The sequence below is a fragment of the Streptosporangium sp. NBC_01469 genome, assembly GCF_036227305.1.
Lineage (GTDB): Bacteria > Actinomycetota > Actinomycetes > Streptosporangiales > Streptosporangiaceae > Streptosporangium.
Map to the genome: position 1 here is coordinate 5,656,824 of NZ_CP109465.1, position 15,772 is coordinate 5,672,595.

Below are 15,772 nucleotides of genomic sequence, written 5' to 3' on the forward strand. Positions count from 1 at the left end.
GCCGTACCGGATCGCCGCCGTCGCACCCCGAGGACCCGAGGAGAGGAGACCTTCACCGATGACAGCCCTGAGAGAAGACCTGGAGACGACCCGCTGGACCCCGGTCTGCTCCTACACCGACCTGCTGCCCGAGCGCGGAGCGTGCGCGCTCGTCGGCGACAGGCAGATCGCGCTGTTCCGCGCCTTCGACGGCTCCCTGTTCGCGATCGGCAACCACGATCCGTTCAGCGGCGCCCACGTCCTGTCCCGCGGGATCGTGGGCACCAGGGCCGGCGAGCCCGTGGTGGCCTCCCCCATGCACAAGCAGGTGTTCTCCCTCACGACGGGGGTGTGCCTGGACGACCCCGCGGTGGCCGTGCCGACCTATCCGATCCGCGTCACCGGCGGAACGGTGGAGGTGGGTTCGCCGTGAGCGGGTGCGCCGTGGGGCCGCGGGCGACCGGATACCGAGGAAACATCGAGCGAGGAGTGGTGAACGACAGATGAGCATCGCCGTTCTGGACAGTCCCATCGGCTCTCCCGAGACAGCGCCCGACGCGCTGGCCGGGTTCACGATCGGGGTCACCGCCACCCGGCGGCGCGAGGAGTTCTGCGCGCTGCTGGAACGCAGGGGCGCCAGGGTGGTGCGCGCCCCGGCGATCCGGCTGGTGCCCCTGGCGGAGGACGCCGACCTGCTGGCCGCGACCCGCGCCAGCCTGTCCGCCCCGATCGACGACGTGGTGGTCACCACCGGCGTCGGCTTCCGCGGCTGGATGGCCGCGGCCGAGGGCTGGGGGCTCTCCGTCGACCTCTCCGAGCACCTGACCTCGGCCAGGCTGCTGACCCGCGGGCCCAAGGCGCGCGGCGCGGTCAGGGCGGCGGGCCTCGTCGACCACTGGACCCCGCCCACGGAGTCGTGCGAGGAGGTCAAGCAGCACCTGCTCGCCCAGGACCTGCGCGGGCGCCGCATCGCCGTGCAGCTGCACGGGGAGCCGCTGACCGGTTTCGTGGCCGCGCTGCGCGAGGCGGGCGCGGAGGTCATCGAGGTGCCGGTCTACCGGTGGCTGCCCTACCGCGACGTGTCGCCGCTGCGGCGGCTGGTCAGCCAGGCCATCTCCGGCGGGGTGGACGCGGTGGCCTTCACCAGTGCCCCCGCCGTGCTGGCCATGCTCAACTCCGCCCGCGCGGACGGCCTGGAGGACGCGCTGGTCGCGGCCTTCGCCGGGCCGGTCGTCGCCGCCTGCGTGGGCCCGGTCACCGCGGGGCCGCTGGAGGCGCGCGGGGTGCCCACCGTGCAGCCCGAGCGCTCCCGCCTGGGCACGCTGGCCCGTACCCTCGCCAGGCACCTGCCCGAGCACAGCGTCACCCGCCTGGTCGCGGGCGGCCACCAGCTGGAGATCCGCGGCCACGCCGTCGCGGTGGACGGCGAGCTGAAGCCGCTGCCGCCGGCGCCGATGGCGGTCCTCAAGCGCCTGGCCGACAAGCCGGGACACGTGGTGGCCCGCTCCGACCTGCGGACCGTGCTCCCCGGCGGCCCGTCGCGCGACTCGGCCGAGCACGCGGTGGAGATGGCCATCACCCGCCTGCGCCGCGCCCTCGGCCCCGCGGGGATCGTCGAGACGGTCGTCAAGCGCGGTTACCGCCTGGCCTGCGACCGGGGCGAAGGCCTGTGACGACGCTGGTCCTGGCCGGGCACGGGACGCGCAGCGCGAGGGGGGAGGAGACCCTGGCCGGACTGCGGGACCTGGTGCGCGGGGGCCGCCGGGGAACGCGCGTGGAGCAGGCGTTCCTGGAGATCAGCTCACCTCTGCTGGCCGACGTGCTTCCCGGCCTGCCCGGCCCCGTCGTGGTGGTCCCGCTGCTGCTGGCGGGCGGCTACCACGTCCACATCGACCTGCCCTCCGTGGTGGCCGAGGCCAGGCCGGACGCCGTGGTGGCGGCCCCGCTGGGACCGCACGCGCTGCTCACCTCGGTCCTCGCCAGGCGGCTGTCCACTGCGGGGCTGAGGGCGGCCGACTCGGTGATCCTGGGAGCGGCGGGGTCGTCCGATCCCGCCGCGCTGGCCGACGTGCGGGCGGCGGCCAGGCTGCTGGCGGTCCGGCTCTCCCGCCCGGTCACCGCGGCCTTCGCCGCGACGGGCGCCCCGTCGATCGCCGAGGCCCTGGACCGGCTGCGCTCGGGACCGGCGCCGCGGATCGCGCTGGCCTCCTACCTGCTGGCCCCCGGCTTCTTCCAGGACCGCCTGGAGGCGTCCGGCGCCGACCTGGTCGCCGCTCCCCTGGGGGTGGACGCCGACCTGGCCGCGCTGGTGTGGGCCCGGTTCGACCAGGCCCGCCTGGCATCGGTGGCCTCGGGGGGCGTCCGGGCCCGCCTGGCGTCCGCGGCGGCGGGTGCCGACCGGGCGCGCCCGGCCCCGCCGGGGTCCGAGCGTCCGGGGCCCGGCGGGGTCCGCCTGGCGCCGGTGGTCCCGGGAGGAGATCAGGCTCGCTGGGGCTCCAGCCTCAGCTCCCGGACGATTTCCTCGGCGACCTCGTCCCGCGACGGCAGGGAGTCGGAGCCGAGAAGGATCTCGTAGTAGGCGTGGCGGAAGCACCCGGCGAGCAGCAGCCGGGCGCTGGCGACCGGGACGACCTCGGGGGAGAGGCGCCCCGCCCGCTGCTCGGCCGCCAGGTACGCGGTGAGCGGGACGATCTCGGACATCGGGCCGATGTCGCTGTCACGCATCGCCTCGCGGAAGCGGACGGTGACCGAGGGGGAGGTGAAGGCGGGCAGCGCCGCCGACTGGACCTCGCAGTAGTAGTCGATGCCGGCTCGCGTGATGGGCAGCAGGTTCTCGCTCACCCGGCCCTTGCCGACCAGGTACATCAGGTCGTCGAGGATGCGCCGCCAGACCGGGAGCCGGTCCTGCAGCAGGGCCAGGAACATGTCGACGGCGTGTCCGGTAGCGGTGCCCCGAGAGCGCGGTCGTGAGGCGTCGTCGGCCTCCTCGCGTTTCATGAACGCGGCCAGCTCGAGGACGCGGAGCCGTGCCTCCTGCGCGTTCCGGTGCGGGTCGGCGGTCTTGCGGTACGGATCGATATGGGGAGTCGCCATGGTCGCCCTAACGTGCGCAGTCACATGGACAGATGGTCGTAACAGTGATGCGTCGTTCACCGGTGTCCGCGAGGCCGGGTCTTTCCTGGCCGTGCAGTCGCCGACGTCCGGTTTTCCGCTCGGCGCGACCCCGGCGAGTGCGGGGCGTGCCCGATCAGTGCCTGTCGACCCGGGCTCGACCCCGGGCGCAACCTGGGTTCAACCTAGGCGAAAAACAGCGGCCGGTGGTAACCGTACGCCGTGAGTTCAGCCGTCGGAGTCACGGTCGCGGCGGCGAAGATAGCGCTCGAACTCGGCGGCGATGGCGTCGCCGCTCGCCTCGGGCAGCTCGGCGGCGTCCTTGCGCTCCTCAAGCTCCTTGACGTACTCGGCGACCTCGCTGTCCTGGGAGGCCAGCTCGTCGACGCCGTGCTCCCAGGCCCGGGACTCCTCGGCCAGCTCGCCCAGCGGCATCGGGATGTCGAGCAGGTCCTCCATCCGGCTGAGCAGCGCCATGGTGGCCTTCGGGTTGGGCGGCTGGGCCACGTAGTGCGGCACCGAGGCCCACAGCGACACGGCGTGCAGCCCGGCGGCGCCCAGGGAGTGCTGGAGGACGCCGACGATGCCCGTCGGCCCCTCGTAGCGGCTCAGCTCCAGGTTGATCGCCCTGGCCAGGCCCTCGTCGGTCGCCGACCCCACGATCGGCACCGGGCGGGTGTGCGGCGAGTCGTTGAGCAGCGCGCCGAGCAGGACCGCGAGCTCGACCCCCAGCTCACGGCAGACCAGCACGATCTCCTCGCAGAACGCGCGCCAGCGCATGTTGGGCTCGATGCCGCGCAGCAGGACCACGTCGCGGTCGACGCCCGGAGGCCTGGCCACCGACAGCTTGGTGGTCGGCCAGGTGATGGAGCGCGTCAGCCCCTCGCCCATCTCGACGATCGGGCGGGTCACCTGGAAGTCGTAGTATTCCTCCGGGTCCAGGGAGACCAGCGGGGTCGCCTTCCACTCGTCCTCCAGGTGCGCGATCACTCCGCTCGAGGCCTCACCCGCGTCGTTCCACCCCTCGAACGCGGCGATCATCACCGGGTCGACGAGCTCGGGCAGACCTTCGATCTCGATCACGCGCCCCCTCCTTCTCACCTCACGTCCTATCCGGCTAAGCCTATGCGGTGAGGGGGCCTTCACGTCACCTTCCCGGCGCGGTACGGACGATCAGGACGTCGCGGCCCGCGCGGCCGTCACCCGCCGGACGGCGCCGGGCACCGTGACCCGCGCGGGCCGCCGGGCTCCGGCCGCCGGCCGCGGGGAGGCCACCCCCGCGGCCGGGGAACCGCCGGCGCGGACAAAGGCCGATAGGGATGGTGTGATCAGCAACCATTGGTACTTCAGAGAATCGGTGGAATCAATTGGACAAAGGGTTCAATTGCCACCAAGAACAATTAGTGCCCGGACGGATCCCAGTACTCTTGTTCCCATGACAAGCACTCCGTCTTTCCGTGAAGTCCTGGCCGAGCGCGTGATGGTCGCCGACGGGGCCATGGGGACGATGCTTCAGGCCCACGACGTCACCATGGATGACTTCCAGGACCATGAGGGCTGCAATGAAGTGCTCAACGTCACCCGTCCCGACATCGTCCGCGCCGTGCACGAGGCCTACTTCGAGGTGGGGGTCGACTGCGTCGAGACCAACACCTTCGGGGCCAACCTTTCAGCTCTCGGCGAATACGACATCTCCGAGCGCGTCTTCGAGTATTCCGAGGCCGGCGCCCGCGTCGCCCGCGAGGCCGCCGACGCCTACTCCACCCCCGACCGCCCGCGCTTCGTGCTGGGCTCCATCGGCCCCGGCACCAAGCTCCCCACCCTCGGGCACAAGCCGTACGCCGTGCTGCGCGACGCCTACTACGACAACGCCGCCGGCCTGGTCAGCGGTGGCGCCGACGCGCTGATCATCGAGACCTCCCAGGACCTGCTCCAGGTCAAGGCGGCGGTGATCGGCGCCCGCCGGGCGATCGCCGACGCGGGCCGCGACGTGCCGGTCATCGCCCAGGTGACGATCGAGACCAACGGCGCGATGCTGCTGGGCTCGGAGATCGGCGCCGCCCTGACCGCGATCGAGCCGCTCGGCGTCGACGTGATCGGCCTCAACTGCGCGACCGGCCCCGCCGAGATGAGCGAGCACCTGCGCTACCTGGCCCGCCACGCCCGCGTCCGCCTGTCGTGCATGCCCAACGCCGGGCTGCCCGTGCTGACCTCCGACGGCGCCTACTACCCGCTGAGCCCCGAGGAGCTGGCCTCGGCGCACGAGAACTTCACCCGCGACTACGGGCTCTCCCTGGTCGGCGGCTGCTGCGGCACCACCCCCGAGCACCTGCGCCAGGTCGTCGAGCGGGTCCGCGGGCAGGAGACGGCCCCGCGCCGTCCCCGCCCCGAGGCCGGCGCCTCCTCTCTCTACCAGAGCGTCCCCTTCCGCCAGGACATCTCGTACATGGCCATCGGCGAGCGCACCAACGCCGTCGGCTCCAAGGTGTTCCGCGAGGCGATGCTCGCCCAGGACTGGGAGGAGTGCGTGGAGATCGCGCGGGGGCAGGCCCGCGACGGCGCGCACATGCTCGACCTCTGCGTCGACTACGTGGGCCGCGACGGCGTGGCCGACATGAGGGAGCTGGCGTTCCGCTTCGCCACCGCCTCCACGCTGCCGGTCGTCCTCGACTCCACCGAGCCCGCCGTCCTGGAGGCCGGGCTGCAGATGCTCGGCGGGCGCGCGGTCGTCAACTCGGTCAACTACGAGGAGGGCGACGGCCCGGAGACGCGCTTCCACCGCAACATGACCCTGGTCCGCGAGTACGGCGCCGCCGTGGTGGCCCTCACCATCGACGAGCAGGGCCAGGCCCGCACCGCCGACCTGAAGGTCCAGATCGCGGTCCGCCTCATCGAGGACCTGACGAGCAACTGGGGCATGAACGTCGAGGACATCCTCGTCGACATGCTCACCTTCCCCATCGCCACCGGCCAGGAGGAGACCCGGCGCGACGCGTTGGAGACGATCGAGGCGATCAAGGAGATCAAGCGGCTCCACCCCGGCGTGCAGACGGTCCTGGGCCTGTCCAACGTGTCGTTCGGCCTCAACCCGGCCGCCCGCATCGTGCTCAACTCGGTCTTCCTCAACGAGTGCGTCAACGCGGGCCTGGACGCGGCGATCGTGCACGCCTCCAAGATCCTGCCGATGGCCCGCATCCCCGAGGAGCAGCGCCGGGTCGCCCTGGACATGGTCTACGACCGGCGCAGGGAGGGCTACGACCCGCTGCAGCGGTTCATGGAGCTGTTCGACGGCGTCGACGCCGCCGCGCTCAGGGAGAGCAAGGCCGAGGAGCTCGCCGCGCTGCCGCTGTGGGAGCGGCTCAAGCGCCGCATCGTCGACGGCGAGCGCAAGGGACTGGAGGCCGACCTCGACGAGGGCCTCGCCCAGCGTCCCGCCCTGGAGATCGTCAACGACGTGCTGCTCGACGGGATGAAGACCGTCGGCGAGCTGTTCGGCTCCGGCCAGATGCAGCTGCCGTTCGTGCTCCAGTCGGCCGAGGTGATGAAGACCTCGGTCGCCTACCTGGAGCCGCACATGGAGCGGGTCGAGGGCGAGATCAAGGGCCGCATCGTGCTCGCCACCGTCAAGGGCGACGTGCACGACATCGGCAAGAACCTGGTCGACATCATCCTCTCCAACAACGGCTACGAGGTCGTCAACCTCGGCATCAAGCAGCCGGTGTCGGTCATCCTGGAGGCCGCCGAGGAGAAGAGGGCCGACGTCATCGGCATGTCCGGGCTGCTGGTGAAGTCCACGGTCGTCATGAAGGAGAACCTGGAGGAGATGAACTCCCGGGGCATCTCCGAGAAGTTCCCCGTGCTGCTCGGCGGGGCCGCGCTCACCCGCGCCTACGTCGAGCAGGACCTCGCGGAGCTCTTCCAGGGCCAGGTCCGCTACGCCCGCGACGCCTTCGAGGGACTGCGCCTGATGGACGCCTTCATGGCGGTCAAGCGCGGGGAGAAGGGCGCGAGCCTGCCGCCGCTGCGCGAGCGCCGGGTCAAGAGCGGCGCCACCCTGGTCAGGACCCCGGTGGAGGAGCTGCCCGCCCGCTCCGACGTGGCCGCCGACAACCCGGTGCCGACGGCGCCCTTCCTCGGCGAGCGCGTCATCAAGGGAGTGCCGCTCGCCGAGTACGCCGCCTTCCTGGACGAGCGGGCGACGTTCATGGGTCAGTGGGGCCTCAAGGCCGCGCGCGGCGGCGACGGGCCCTCGTACGAGGAACTGGTCGAGACCGAGGGCCGTCCGCGCCTGCGGATGTGGCTGGAGCGGATGCAGACCGACGGGCTGCTGGAGGCGGCGGTCGTCTACGGCTACTTCCCGTGCGTCAGCGACGGCGACTCGCTGATCATCCTGGACGAGGGGGGCAATGAGCGCACCCGCTTCACCTTCCCGCGCCAGCGCCGCGACCGGCACCTGTGCCTGTCCGACTTCTTCCGCTCCAAGGACTCCGGCGAGGTCGACGTCGTCGCCTTCCAGGTCGCGACGATGGGCAACAGGGTCTCCGAGGCGGCGGCCGAGCTGTTCGCCAAGGACGCCTACCGCGACTACCTGGAGCTGCACGGCCTGTCGGTGCAGCTGACCGAGGCCCTGGCCGAGTACTGGCACGCGCGTGTACGCTCCGAGCTGGGCATCGGCGGGGATGAGTCGCTGGAGGACATGCTCAAGGTCAACGTCGCCGGCTGCCGATACTCCTTCGGCTACCCGGCCTGCCCCAATCTGGAGGACCAGGTCCAGTTGATGGGGCTGCTCGATCCGGCGAGGATCGGCGTCGAGCTGTCGGAGGAGTTCCAGCTCCATCCCGAGCAGTCGACGTCGGCGCTGATCGTCCATCACCCCGAGGCCAACTACTTCAACGTATGACCGGCGTGTGATCGGCCAGGGGGTTCACCGGGGATGGAAGCTGTTCTCTTCGACATGGACGGGCTTCTCGTCGACAGCGAGAAGATCTGGTTTCAGGTCGAGACCGAGGTGATGGAACGGCTCGGCGGCGAATGGGGGGAGGCCCACCAGGAGAACCTGGTGGGCGGTTCCATGCCTGCCACCGTGGCCTACATGCTCCGGATCTCCGGCGGGGGCGCCACCCCCGCCGAGGTGGAGGCCTGGATGCTGGAGGGCATGATCGCCAGGCTCGCCGGCGGGGTGGAGATGATGCCCGGCGCCGCCGAGCTGCTGGCCGAGGTGCGCGGGGCGGGCCTGGCCACCGCCCTGGTCACCTCGTCGGTCCGGCCGATCGCCGAGGCGTGCCTGAAGAGCATCGGCGCGTACAACTTCGACCGCGTGGTCACCGGTGACGACGTCGCGAGGACCAAGCCCGACCCCGAGCCCTACCTGACGGGCGCCCGGCTGCTGGGCGTCGACCCGGCCCGCTGCGTCGCGCTGGAGGACTCCCCGAACGGGGTGACGTCGGCCACCGCCGCGGGCTGCCGGGTGGTGGCGGTGCCGAGCGTGCTGCCGATTCCCGCCGCGCCCGGCCGCCTCGTCGTCGGCTCGCTGCTGGAGGTCGACGTGGCGATCCTGCGCTCGCTGTCCTCCGGTGAGCTGTCCTCCGGTGAGCCGTCCGATGTCGGGGATCGTCCCTGATCTTTCGCGCGGACCGGGCCGTATCCCTTAGGGGGTGATCCCTCCTCAGGAAGGAGGGCCCGTCCCGATTCGACGTGCCAGGATGGATATACGGGTAAGCCGATACGAGGGGCGGTCCGCTATGCCGTACGACCAGATCGCGTGGTTGCCGCTCTGTGCCGGGGTCACCGGCGTGGGGCTGGTGCTGAGTTTCCTGCTGATGCGGCGCCGGGGCGCCGCGGCGGGGTTGCGTGCCGCGGCCTGGTCGCTGCTGCCCGTCGCCGCCTTCCTGACCGGCGCGCTGCCGACCGTGTGGCAGATCGGCACGGCGATCGGCGGGTTCCTCACCGGCCTGGCGTTCAACCCCGTGGTGTGGTCCGGGGTGGCGGTGACCGGGCTCGCCGTGCTGCTCTTCCTGGTCTCCGGCTTCCTGCGCGGACGCCGCCTCAGGGCCGCCGCCTCGGCGTCCGGGGCCTCCCCGGCACCCGTCGCGAGCGCCCCGGCGCGGAGCGGGGCCGTGACGCCGGGAGTGCCGGGCGCGACGGCCGTCACGCAGCCGCTGCCCAAGCGCAAGGCCGCTCCCGCGCCCGTTTCCCAGCCCGCCGCCTCCCGGCCCGCGGCGAAGCCGGCGGCCGATGACGACTTCTCCGATATCGAGGACATCCTCAAGCGTCGCGGGATCGGATGACGCTACGTCACCGCCTCGTTTCAATGTCACGAATCCGAGACAGAAGCGGAACGGCTTCCGGACATTACCTTCAAGATCAAAACGAATGAATTTCGCGTGAATCACAGTTAAGCCACATAGCGCCTCAGAGGACTGGTCAGCGCAGTTCAGCCCATAGATTCTGCGCACGGGACCACGAATACTGGCCCGTAGACTTACGGCGCGCTACCCCGACCCGGGGGACGCGTTGACGGACAACGTCGTCTGGGATCCAGGGGGCCACTGTATGACCGCACCGCTCGACGTCCCTGGCACGGCCATGGAGGCCCAGCCGGAGGCTGTTCTCGAAGGGGTGGGCGGAAAAGCCATCGAAGGCCGTTCTCTCGGCCAGATAGCTTGGTTGCGCCTGAAGCGCGATAAAGCAGCAATTATCGGCGCTTTCGTCGTGGTCTTCCTGACGCTGATCGCGATCTTCGCGGAGCGTCCGTTCGGCGGGATCATCGCCCTGTTCGGCGATTCCCCGAACATTCCCAACAACGACCTCATCGATCCCATGACGAGTGCGCCGCTGGGCGCCTGGGGCGGGATGAGCTTCGAGCACCCGCTCGGCCTGGAGCCGGTCAACGGCCGCGACATCTTCGCCCGGATCATCTCCGGCGCCCAGATCTCGCTGCTGGTCGCCTTCCTGTCCACGCTGCTCTCGGTGGTGCTCGGCTCGCTGCTGGGCGTGCTCGCCGGCTTCTTCGGCGGCTGGGTCGACACCCTCATCAGCCGGGCGATGGACGTCTTCCTCGCCTTCCCCCTGCTGCTGTTCGCGATCGCCATCGTCGGCGCCGTCCCCGACCAGGCCCTCGGGCTGAAGGGCAACGGCCTGCGGATCGCGGTGATCGTGTTCATCATCGGATTCTTCAACTGGCCGTACATCGCGCGCATCGTGCGCGGCCAGACCCTGTCGCTGCGCGAGCGTGAGTTCGTCGACGCGGCCCGCTCCCTGGGCGCGGGCAACCGCTACATCATCTTCCGCGAGATGTTCCCCAACCTCGTGGCGCCGATCCTCGTCTACGCGACCCTGCTGATCCCCACGAACATCCTGTTCGAGGCGGCTCTGTCGTTCCTCGGTGTCGGTGTGAACGAGCCCCAGGCCTCCTGGGGCGGCATGCTCACCAGGGCGGTCGACTACTACCAGACCGCCCCGCTCTTCATGATTGTCCCGGGCCTGGCGATCTTCATCACCGTCATGGCGTTCAACCTGCTGGGCGACGGGCTCCGGGACGCCCTCGACCCGCGAGCCCGGTAGCGAACAAGCGACCGTCCTCTATATCTCCGTCACTCACGACAAGGGGTGTACCACCACGATGAGGAAGATCAACGCCCTGGCGCTCGCCGCGCTGGGTACCGCGCTGACCATGGGACTGGCCGCCTGTGGCGGAACAGCCGGTGGCGGTGGCAACACGTCCTCAGGAAACCAGGGGACCGGTGCCGCAGCCTCCGCGGCCAAGCACAACGACGCCTACACCAAGGTCGTCAACGCCGCCGACACCAAGGGCGGCACCCTCAAGTTCGCCTACTCCGACGAGCCCGACTCGATGGACCCGGGCAACACGTACTACGCGTTCAACTGGAACTTCACCCGGCTGTACGCCCGCCCGCTGATGACCTACGCCCCCGCCGCCGGGGACGCCGGTCTGAAGCTGGTCCCGGACCTGGCCGAGGGCCCCGGCGAGATGGCCGCGGACGGCCTCTCCTGGACGTACAAGATCAAGAAGGGCATCAAGTACGACGACGGCACCGAGGTCAAGGCCACGGACGTCAAGTACGCCATCGCCCGCAGCAACTTCACCGAAGAGCTCACCGACGGTCCGAAGTACTTCGCCCAGTACCTCGACGCCGGTGACTACAAGGGTCCCTACAAGGACAAGAACCTCGACGACTTCAAGGGCATCGAGACCCCCGACGACTACACCGTCGTCTTCAAGCTGAAGGCGCCGTTCGCGGAGTTCGACTTCCTGGTGGCCAACCCGCAGTCCGCCCCGGTGCCGCAGGCCAAGGACACCGGCCTCGACTACGAGAAGACCGTCGCCTCGACCGGCCCCTACAAGATCGAGAGCTACGAGATCGGCAAGCAGTTCAACCTCGTCAAGAACGAGAACTGGGACCCGGCCACCGACACCACCCGCAAGCAGCTGCCCGACCGCATCGAAGTCCAGATGAAGCAGAACGCCGAGGACATCGACAAGCGCCTCATCAGCGGCCAGGTCCACGTCGACCTCGGCGGCACCGGCGTGCAGCCGGCGGCCCGCGCCCAGATCGTCGCGGACGCCAAGCTGAAGGACTCCACGGACAACCCCTTCACGCCGTTCAACCGCTACGCGATGATCTCGACCGCGGTGAAGCCGTTCGACAACATCGACTGCCGCAAGGCCATCCAGTACGCCACCGACAAGACCGCCACCCAGGCGCCCTGGGGCGGCCCGCTCGGCGGCGAGATCGGCACCACCGCGATGACCCCGACCACGGTCGGCTACAAGCAGTTCGACCTGTACCCCAACGGTGCCGACCACAAGGGCGACCTGGCCAAGGCCAAGGAGCACCTGGCGGCCTGCGGCCAGCCGAACGGCTTCGAGACCAACATCGCCGTCCGCGGTGACCGCACCAAGGAGGTCCAGGTCGCCGAGGCCCTCCAGGCCTCCCTCGACCGGGTCGGCATCAAGGCCACCATCAAGAAGTACCCCTCGGGTGACTGGAGCGCGCAGTACGCCGGCAAGCCGGAGTTCGTGCACGCCAACAAGCTGGGCATCATGATCGCCGGCTGGGGCTCCGACTGGCCGTCCGGCTTCGGATTCCTGTCGCAGATCGTCGACGGTCGCTTCATCAAGGACTCCGGCAACTACAACATGATGGAGCTCAACGACAAGTCGGTGAACGAGCTGCTGGACAAGGGCATCCAGACCACCGACGCCGCCGCCCGCAACGAGATCTGGGCCCAGGTCGACCAGAAGGTCATGGAGTCTGCCGCCTTCATGTCCTTCGTCTACGAGAAGACCCTCATCTTCCGTCCGTCGACCCTGACCAACGTGTACGTGCACCCGGCCTACGGCATGTACGACTACACGTGGCTCGGCGTCCAGCAGTAGCCCTTCCCTAGTTAGCCAAAGGCAGGTGAAGGCCTGACGGTGCCCGGGAGCGATCCTCCCGGGCACCCCGGCCGAACGATCGTGGTCGCTTTCATCGTCCGCCGCGTGATCGCCGCCGTGCTGATGCTCGCCATTGTCAGCATGGCCACCTTCGCGATCTTCTTTCTCATCCCGCGTGCTCTGGGACAGACCCCCGAGGGCATGGCGTCGCGTTACGTCGGGCGAGACGCCACCCCTGAGGCGATCCAGGGTGCCGTCAAGCGACTGCACCTGGACGATCCGCTCCTGGTGCAGTACGGCCGGTTCGCGCAGGGCATCGTCGCCGGTCAGGACTACTCGCTCGGCCCGCGCAAGGCCGAGTGCCCGGCACCGTGCTTTGGCTTCTCCTTCAACAACAACCAGCCGGTCTGGCCGACGCTGCTCGACCGGCTCCCCGCGACGATCTCCCTCGCCCTGGGCGCGGCGATCACCTGGGTCGTCGTCGGCGTCAGCGTGGGCGTCATCTCCGCGCTGAAACGCGGCACCGCCATGGACAGGGCGGCCATGACGATCGCGCTGGCGGGAGTGTCGCTCCCCATCTACTTCACCGGCCTGGTGTCGCTGTCGCTGTTCGCGTACACGCTGGGGATCTTCCCCGGCGGCGGCAGCTACACGGCGTTCACCGAGAATCCGATCATGTGGTTCCAGGCGCTCGTGCTGCCCTGGATCACCCTGGCGTTCCTGTACGCCGCCCTGTACGCCCGGCTCACCCGGGCGGGCATGCTGGAGACCATGGGCGAGGACTACATCCGCACCGCCCGCGCCAAGGGTCTCAAGGAGCGGACGGTCGTGACCAAACACGCCCTGCGCGCCACGCTGACCCCGATCCTCACCATCTTCGGCCTGGACCTCGGCCTGCTGCTGGGCGGCGCGGTGCTCACCGAGAGCACCTTCTCCATCCCCGGCATCGGCAAGCTGGTCATCGACGCGATCCGGAGCAACGACCTGCCCGTCGTCCTGGGCGTGACCCTGTTCGCGGCGATCTTCATCGTCCTGGCCAACTTCATCGTGGACGTCCTGTACGCGGTGGTCGACCCGAGGGTGAGGCTCTCATGACGACTCCCGCACCGGAGTCCTTCCTGGAACTGCGCGACCTGCGCATCCACTTCCCGACCGAGGACGGCCTGGTCAAGTCCGTCGACGGCCTGTCGTTCAAGCTCGACCGGGGCAAGACCCTGGGCATCGTGGGCGAGTCGGGCTCCGGCAAGAGCGTGACCAGCCTCGGCATCCTGGGCCTGCACAAGGGCGGCCGCGCCAAGATCTCCGGTGAGATCTGGCTGGACGGCGAGGAGCTCGTCGGCGCGAACGCCGACCACGTGCGGACCCTGCGCGGCAAGAAGATGGCGATGATCTTCCAGGATCCGCTGTCCGCCATGCACCCGTACTACACCGTGGGCGCCCAGATCGTCGAGGCGTACCGGATCCACCACAAGGTGAGCAAGGCCGTCGCCCGCAAGCACGCGATCGACATGCTCGGCCGGGTGGGGATCCCGCAGCCCGACAAGCGGGTCGACGACTACCCCCACCACTTCTCCGGCGGCATGCGCCAGCGCGCGATGATCGCGATGGCGCTCTCCTGCGACCCCGAGCTCCTGATCGCCGACGAGCCCACTACGGCCCTCGACGTGACCGTCCAGGCGCAGATCCTGGACCTGATGCGCGACCTGCAGAGCGAGTTCAATTCCGCGCTGATCGTCATCACCCACGACCTCGGCGTGGTCGCCGAGCTGTCGGACGACATCCTGGTGATGTACGGCGGCAAGTGCGTCGAGTACGGCACGGCCGAGGACACCTTCTACCGGCCCGAGCACCCCTACACGTGGGGTTTGCTGGGCTCGATGCCCCGCCTGGACCGCGAGCCCACCGAGCGGCTGCTCCCGATCAAGGGCTCCCCGCCCTCGCTGATCAACGTGCCGTCCGGCTGCGCCTTCAACCCCCGCTGCGCCTTCGCCGGCCGTACCGAGGGCAAGGCCACCTCGGAGGTGCCGCAGCTGCTGGAGACCGACGGCGGCCACCTGGTCCGCTGCCACATGCCCCGCGCGCAACGGCGGTCCATCTGGGAGAACGAGATCAAGCCGATGATGGAGAGCACGTGAGCGAGCGAGCCGGTCAGCACAGCACGCCCCGGGTTAGGGAGGACGCGTGACCTCGGTCGACGTCGTTGACGACAAGGGCGGCGCGGCCGAGAGGTCCTCCTCCGACGCGCTGCTGTCCGTGCAGGACCTGCAGAAGTACTTCCCGGTGACCAAGGGCCTGCTGCGCAGGCAGGTCGGCGCGGTCAAGGCGGTCGACGGGATCAGCTTCGACGTCCACAAGGGCGAGACGCTCGGCCTGGTCGGCGAGTCGGGCTGCGGCAAGAGCACCACGGGACGGCTGATCACCCGCCTGCTCGAGCCCACCGACGGCAAGGTCGTCTTCGAGGGCCACGACATCACCCACATGTCCCAGGCCAAGATCCGCCCGCTCCGCCGCGACGTGCAGATGATCTTCCAGGACCCCTACTCGTCGCTCAATCCCCGGCACACGGTCGGCGCCATCGTCGGCGCCCCGTACCGCATCCAGGGGATCCAGACCGAGCAGGGCACCAAGAAGGCGGTCCAGGAGATCCTGGAGCTGGTCGGGCTCAACCCCGAGCACTACAACCGCTACCCGCACGAGTTCTCCGGCGGCCAGCGCCAGCGCATCGGCATCGCCCGCACGCTCGCCCTCAAGCCCAAGCTCATCATCGCCGACGAGCCGGTCTCCGCCCTCGACGTGTCGATCCAGGCCCAGGTGGTCAACCTCCTGGAGGACCTGCAGAACGAGCTCGACCTGACCTACGTCATCGTCGCGCACGACCTGTCGGTCATCCGGCACATCAGCGACCGGGTCGCGGTCATGTATCTCGGCAAGATCGTCGAGCTGGCCGACCGCAAGGACCTGTACGAGTCGCCCATGCACCCGTACACCACCGCGCTGATGTCCGCGGTGCCCGTCCCCGACCCGGCCCGGCGCAGGGACCGCGAGCGCATCCGCCTCCAGGGCGACGTGCCCAGCCCGCTCAACCCGCCGCCCGCCTGCCGGTTCCACACCCGGTGCTGGAAGGCCCAGGAGATCTGCAAGACGGTGGAGCCGCCGCTGGAGGCGCTGGCCCCGGGCCACCAGGTCGCCTGCCACTTCCCGGAGAACGCCCCCAAGCAGCCCGCGCAGGCCGTCTCCGGCTGACCGCTCCTCCCCGCCCGTACGGAGGGTTCGTACGGGCGG

13 protein-coding genes are annotated in these 15,772 nt (G+C 69.9%); 11 read left to right on the forward strand and 2 right to left on the reverse strand.

Annotated features, from left to right (window positions below; genetic code table 11):
- Positions 1 to 58 precede the first annotated feature (58 nt).
- From nirD to OG587_RS24820, 3 genes are all read left to right on the forward strand, one after another.
- Positions 59 to 412 carry a nitrite reductase small subunit NirD gene (nirD, locus tag OG587_RS24810; protein WP_329079258.1) on the forward strand — a complete coding sequence of 118 codons (354 nt, stop codon included), beginning with the start codon at positions 59 to 61 and terminating at the stop codon, positions 410 to 412.
- A 70-nt stretch (positions 413 to 482) separates the two neighbouring features.
- A complete protein-coding gene (locus OG587_RS24815) occupies positions 483 to 1,652 on the forward strand; it encodes a uroporphyrinogen-III synthase (protein WP_329079260.1) in 1,170 nt (389 codons plus the stop codon).
- Positions 1,649 to 2,554, forward strand: a complete 906-nt coding sequence (locus OG587_RS24820; RefSeq protein ID WP_329079261.1) for a sirohydrochlorin chelatase — start codon at positions 1,649 to 1,651, stop codon at positions 2,552 to 2,554. The genes OG587_RS24815 and OG587_RS24820 overlap by 4 nt, the downstream gene beginning before the upstream one ends.
- Here OG587_RS24820 and OG587_RS24825 read toward each other — a convergent pair.
- Together OG587_RS24825 and OG587_RS24830 are read right to left on the reverse strand one after the other, a co-directional pair.
- Positions 2,458 to 3,096, reverse strand: coding sequence for a hypothetical protein (locus OG587_RS24825; RefSeq protein WP_329079262.1), 639 nt, complete (start codon positions 3,094 to 3,096; stop codon positions 2,458 to 2,460). The genes OG587_RS24820 and OG587_RS24825 overlap by 97 nt on opposite strands.
- A 222-nt stretch (positions 3,097 to 3,318) precedes the next feature.
- The gene (locus OG587_RS24830) at positions 3,319 to 4,173 is read right to left on the reverse strand and encodes a PAC2 family protein (RefSeq protein ID WP_329079264.1); all 855 of its coding nucleotides are present in this window, start codon (positions 4,171 to 4,173) and stop codon (positions 3,319 to 3,321) included.
- A gap of 352 nt (positions 4,174 to 4,525) precedes the next feature.
- On the opposite strand from OG587_RS24830, the gene metH reads away from it, so the two are divergent.
- The 8 genes from metH (at position 4,526) to OG587_RS24870 (ending at position 15,733) form a co-directional block, all read left to right on the forward strand.
- Positions 4,526 to 7,990, forward strand: a complete 3,465-nt coding sequence (gene metH, locus OG587_RS24835) for a methionine synthase (protein WP_329079266.1) — start codon at positions 4,526 to 4,528, stop codon at positions 7,988 to 7,990.
- A 33-nt stretch (positions 7,991 to 8,023) separates the two neighbouring features.
- A complete protein-coding gene (locus OG587_RS24840) occupies positions 8,024 to 8,710 on the forward strand; it encodes an HAD family hydrolase (protein ID WP_329079268.1) in 687 nt (228 codons plus the stop codon).
- A 121-nt stretch (positions 8,711 to 8,831) separates the two neighbouring features.
- The gene (locus OG587_RS24845) at positions 8,832 to 9,377 is read left to right on the forward strand and encodes a cellulose synthase (protein WP_329079271.1); all 546 of its coding nucleotides are present in this window, start codon (positions 8,832 to 8,834) and stop codon (positions 9,375 to 9,377) included.
- Positions 9,378 to 9,642: 265 nt separating this feature from the next.
- Positions 9,643 to 10,653 (forward strand): ABC transporter permease, encoded by a 1,011-nt coding sequence (locus OG587_RS24850; RefSeq protein WP_329079272.1) that lies wholly within the window; start codon positions 9,643 to 9,645, stop codon positions 10,651 to 10,653.
- Positions 10,654 to 10,711: 58 nt separating this feature from the next.
- Positions 10,712 to 12,490 carry an ABC transporter substrate-binding protein gene (locus tag OG587_RS24855; protein ID WP_329079274.1) on the forward strand — a complete coding sequence of 593 codons (1,779 nt, stop codon included), beginning with the start codon at positions 10,712 to 10,714 and terminating at the stop codon, positions 12,488 to 12,490.
- Between the two features lie 81 nt (positions 12,491 to 12,571).
- A complete protein-coding gene (locus OG587_RS24860; RefSeq protein ID WP_329079276.1) occupies positions 12,572 to 13,585 on the forward strand; it encodes an ABC transporter permease in 1,014 nt (337 codons plus the stop codon).
- Entirely contained in the window at positions 13,582 to 14,625 is a 1,044-nt protein-coding gene (locus OG587_RS24865; RefSeq protein WP_329079277.1) for an ABC transporter ATP-binding protein, read from the forward strand. Before OG587_RS24860 ends, OG587_RS24865 begins: the two co-directional genes overlap by 4 nt.
- A 46-nt stretch (positions 14,626 to 14,671) precedes the next feature.
- The gene (locus tag OG587_RS24870) at positions 14,672 to 15,733 is read left to right on the forward strand and encodes an ABC transporter ATP-binding protein (protein WP_329079279.1); all 1,062 of its coding nucleotides are present in this window, start codon (positions 14,672 to 14,674) and stop codon (positions 15,731 to 15,733) included.
- Positions 15,734 to 15,772: the final 39 nt, after the last annotated feature.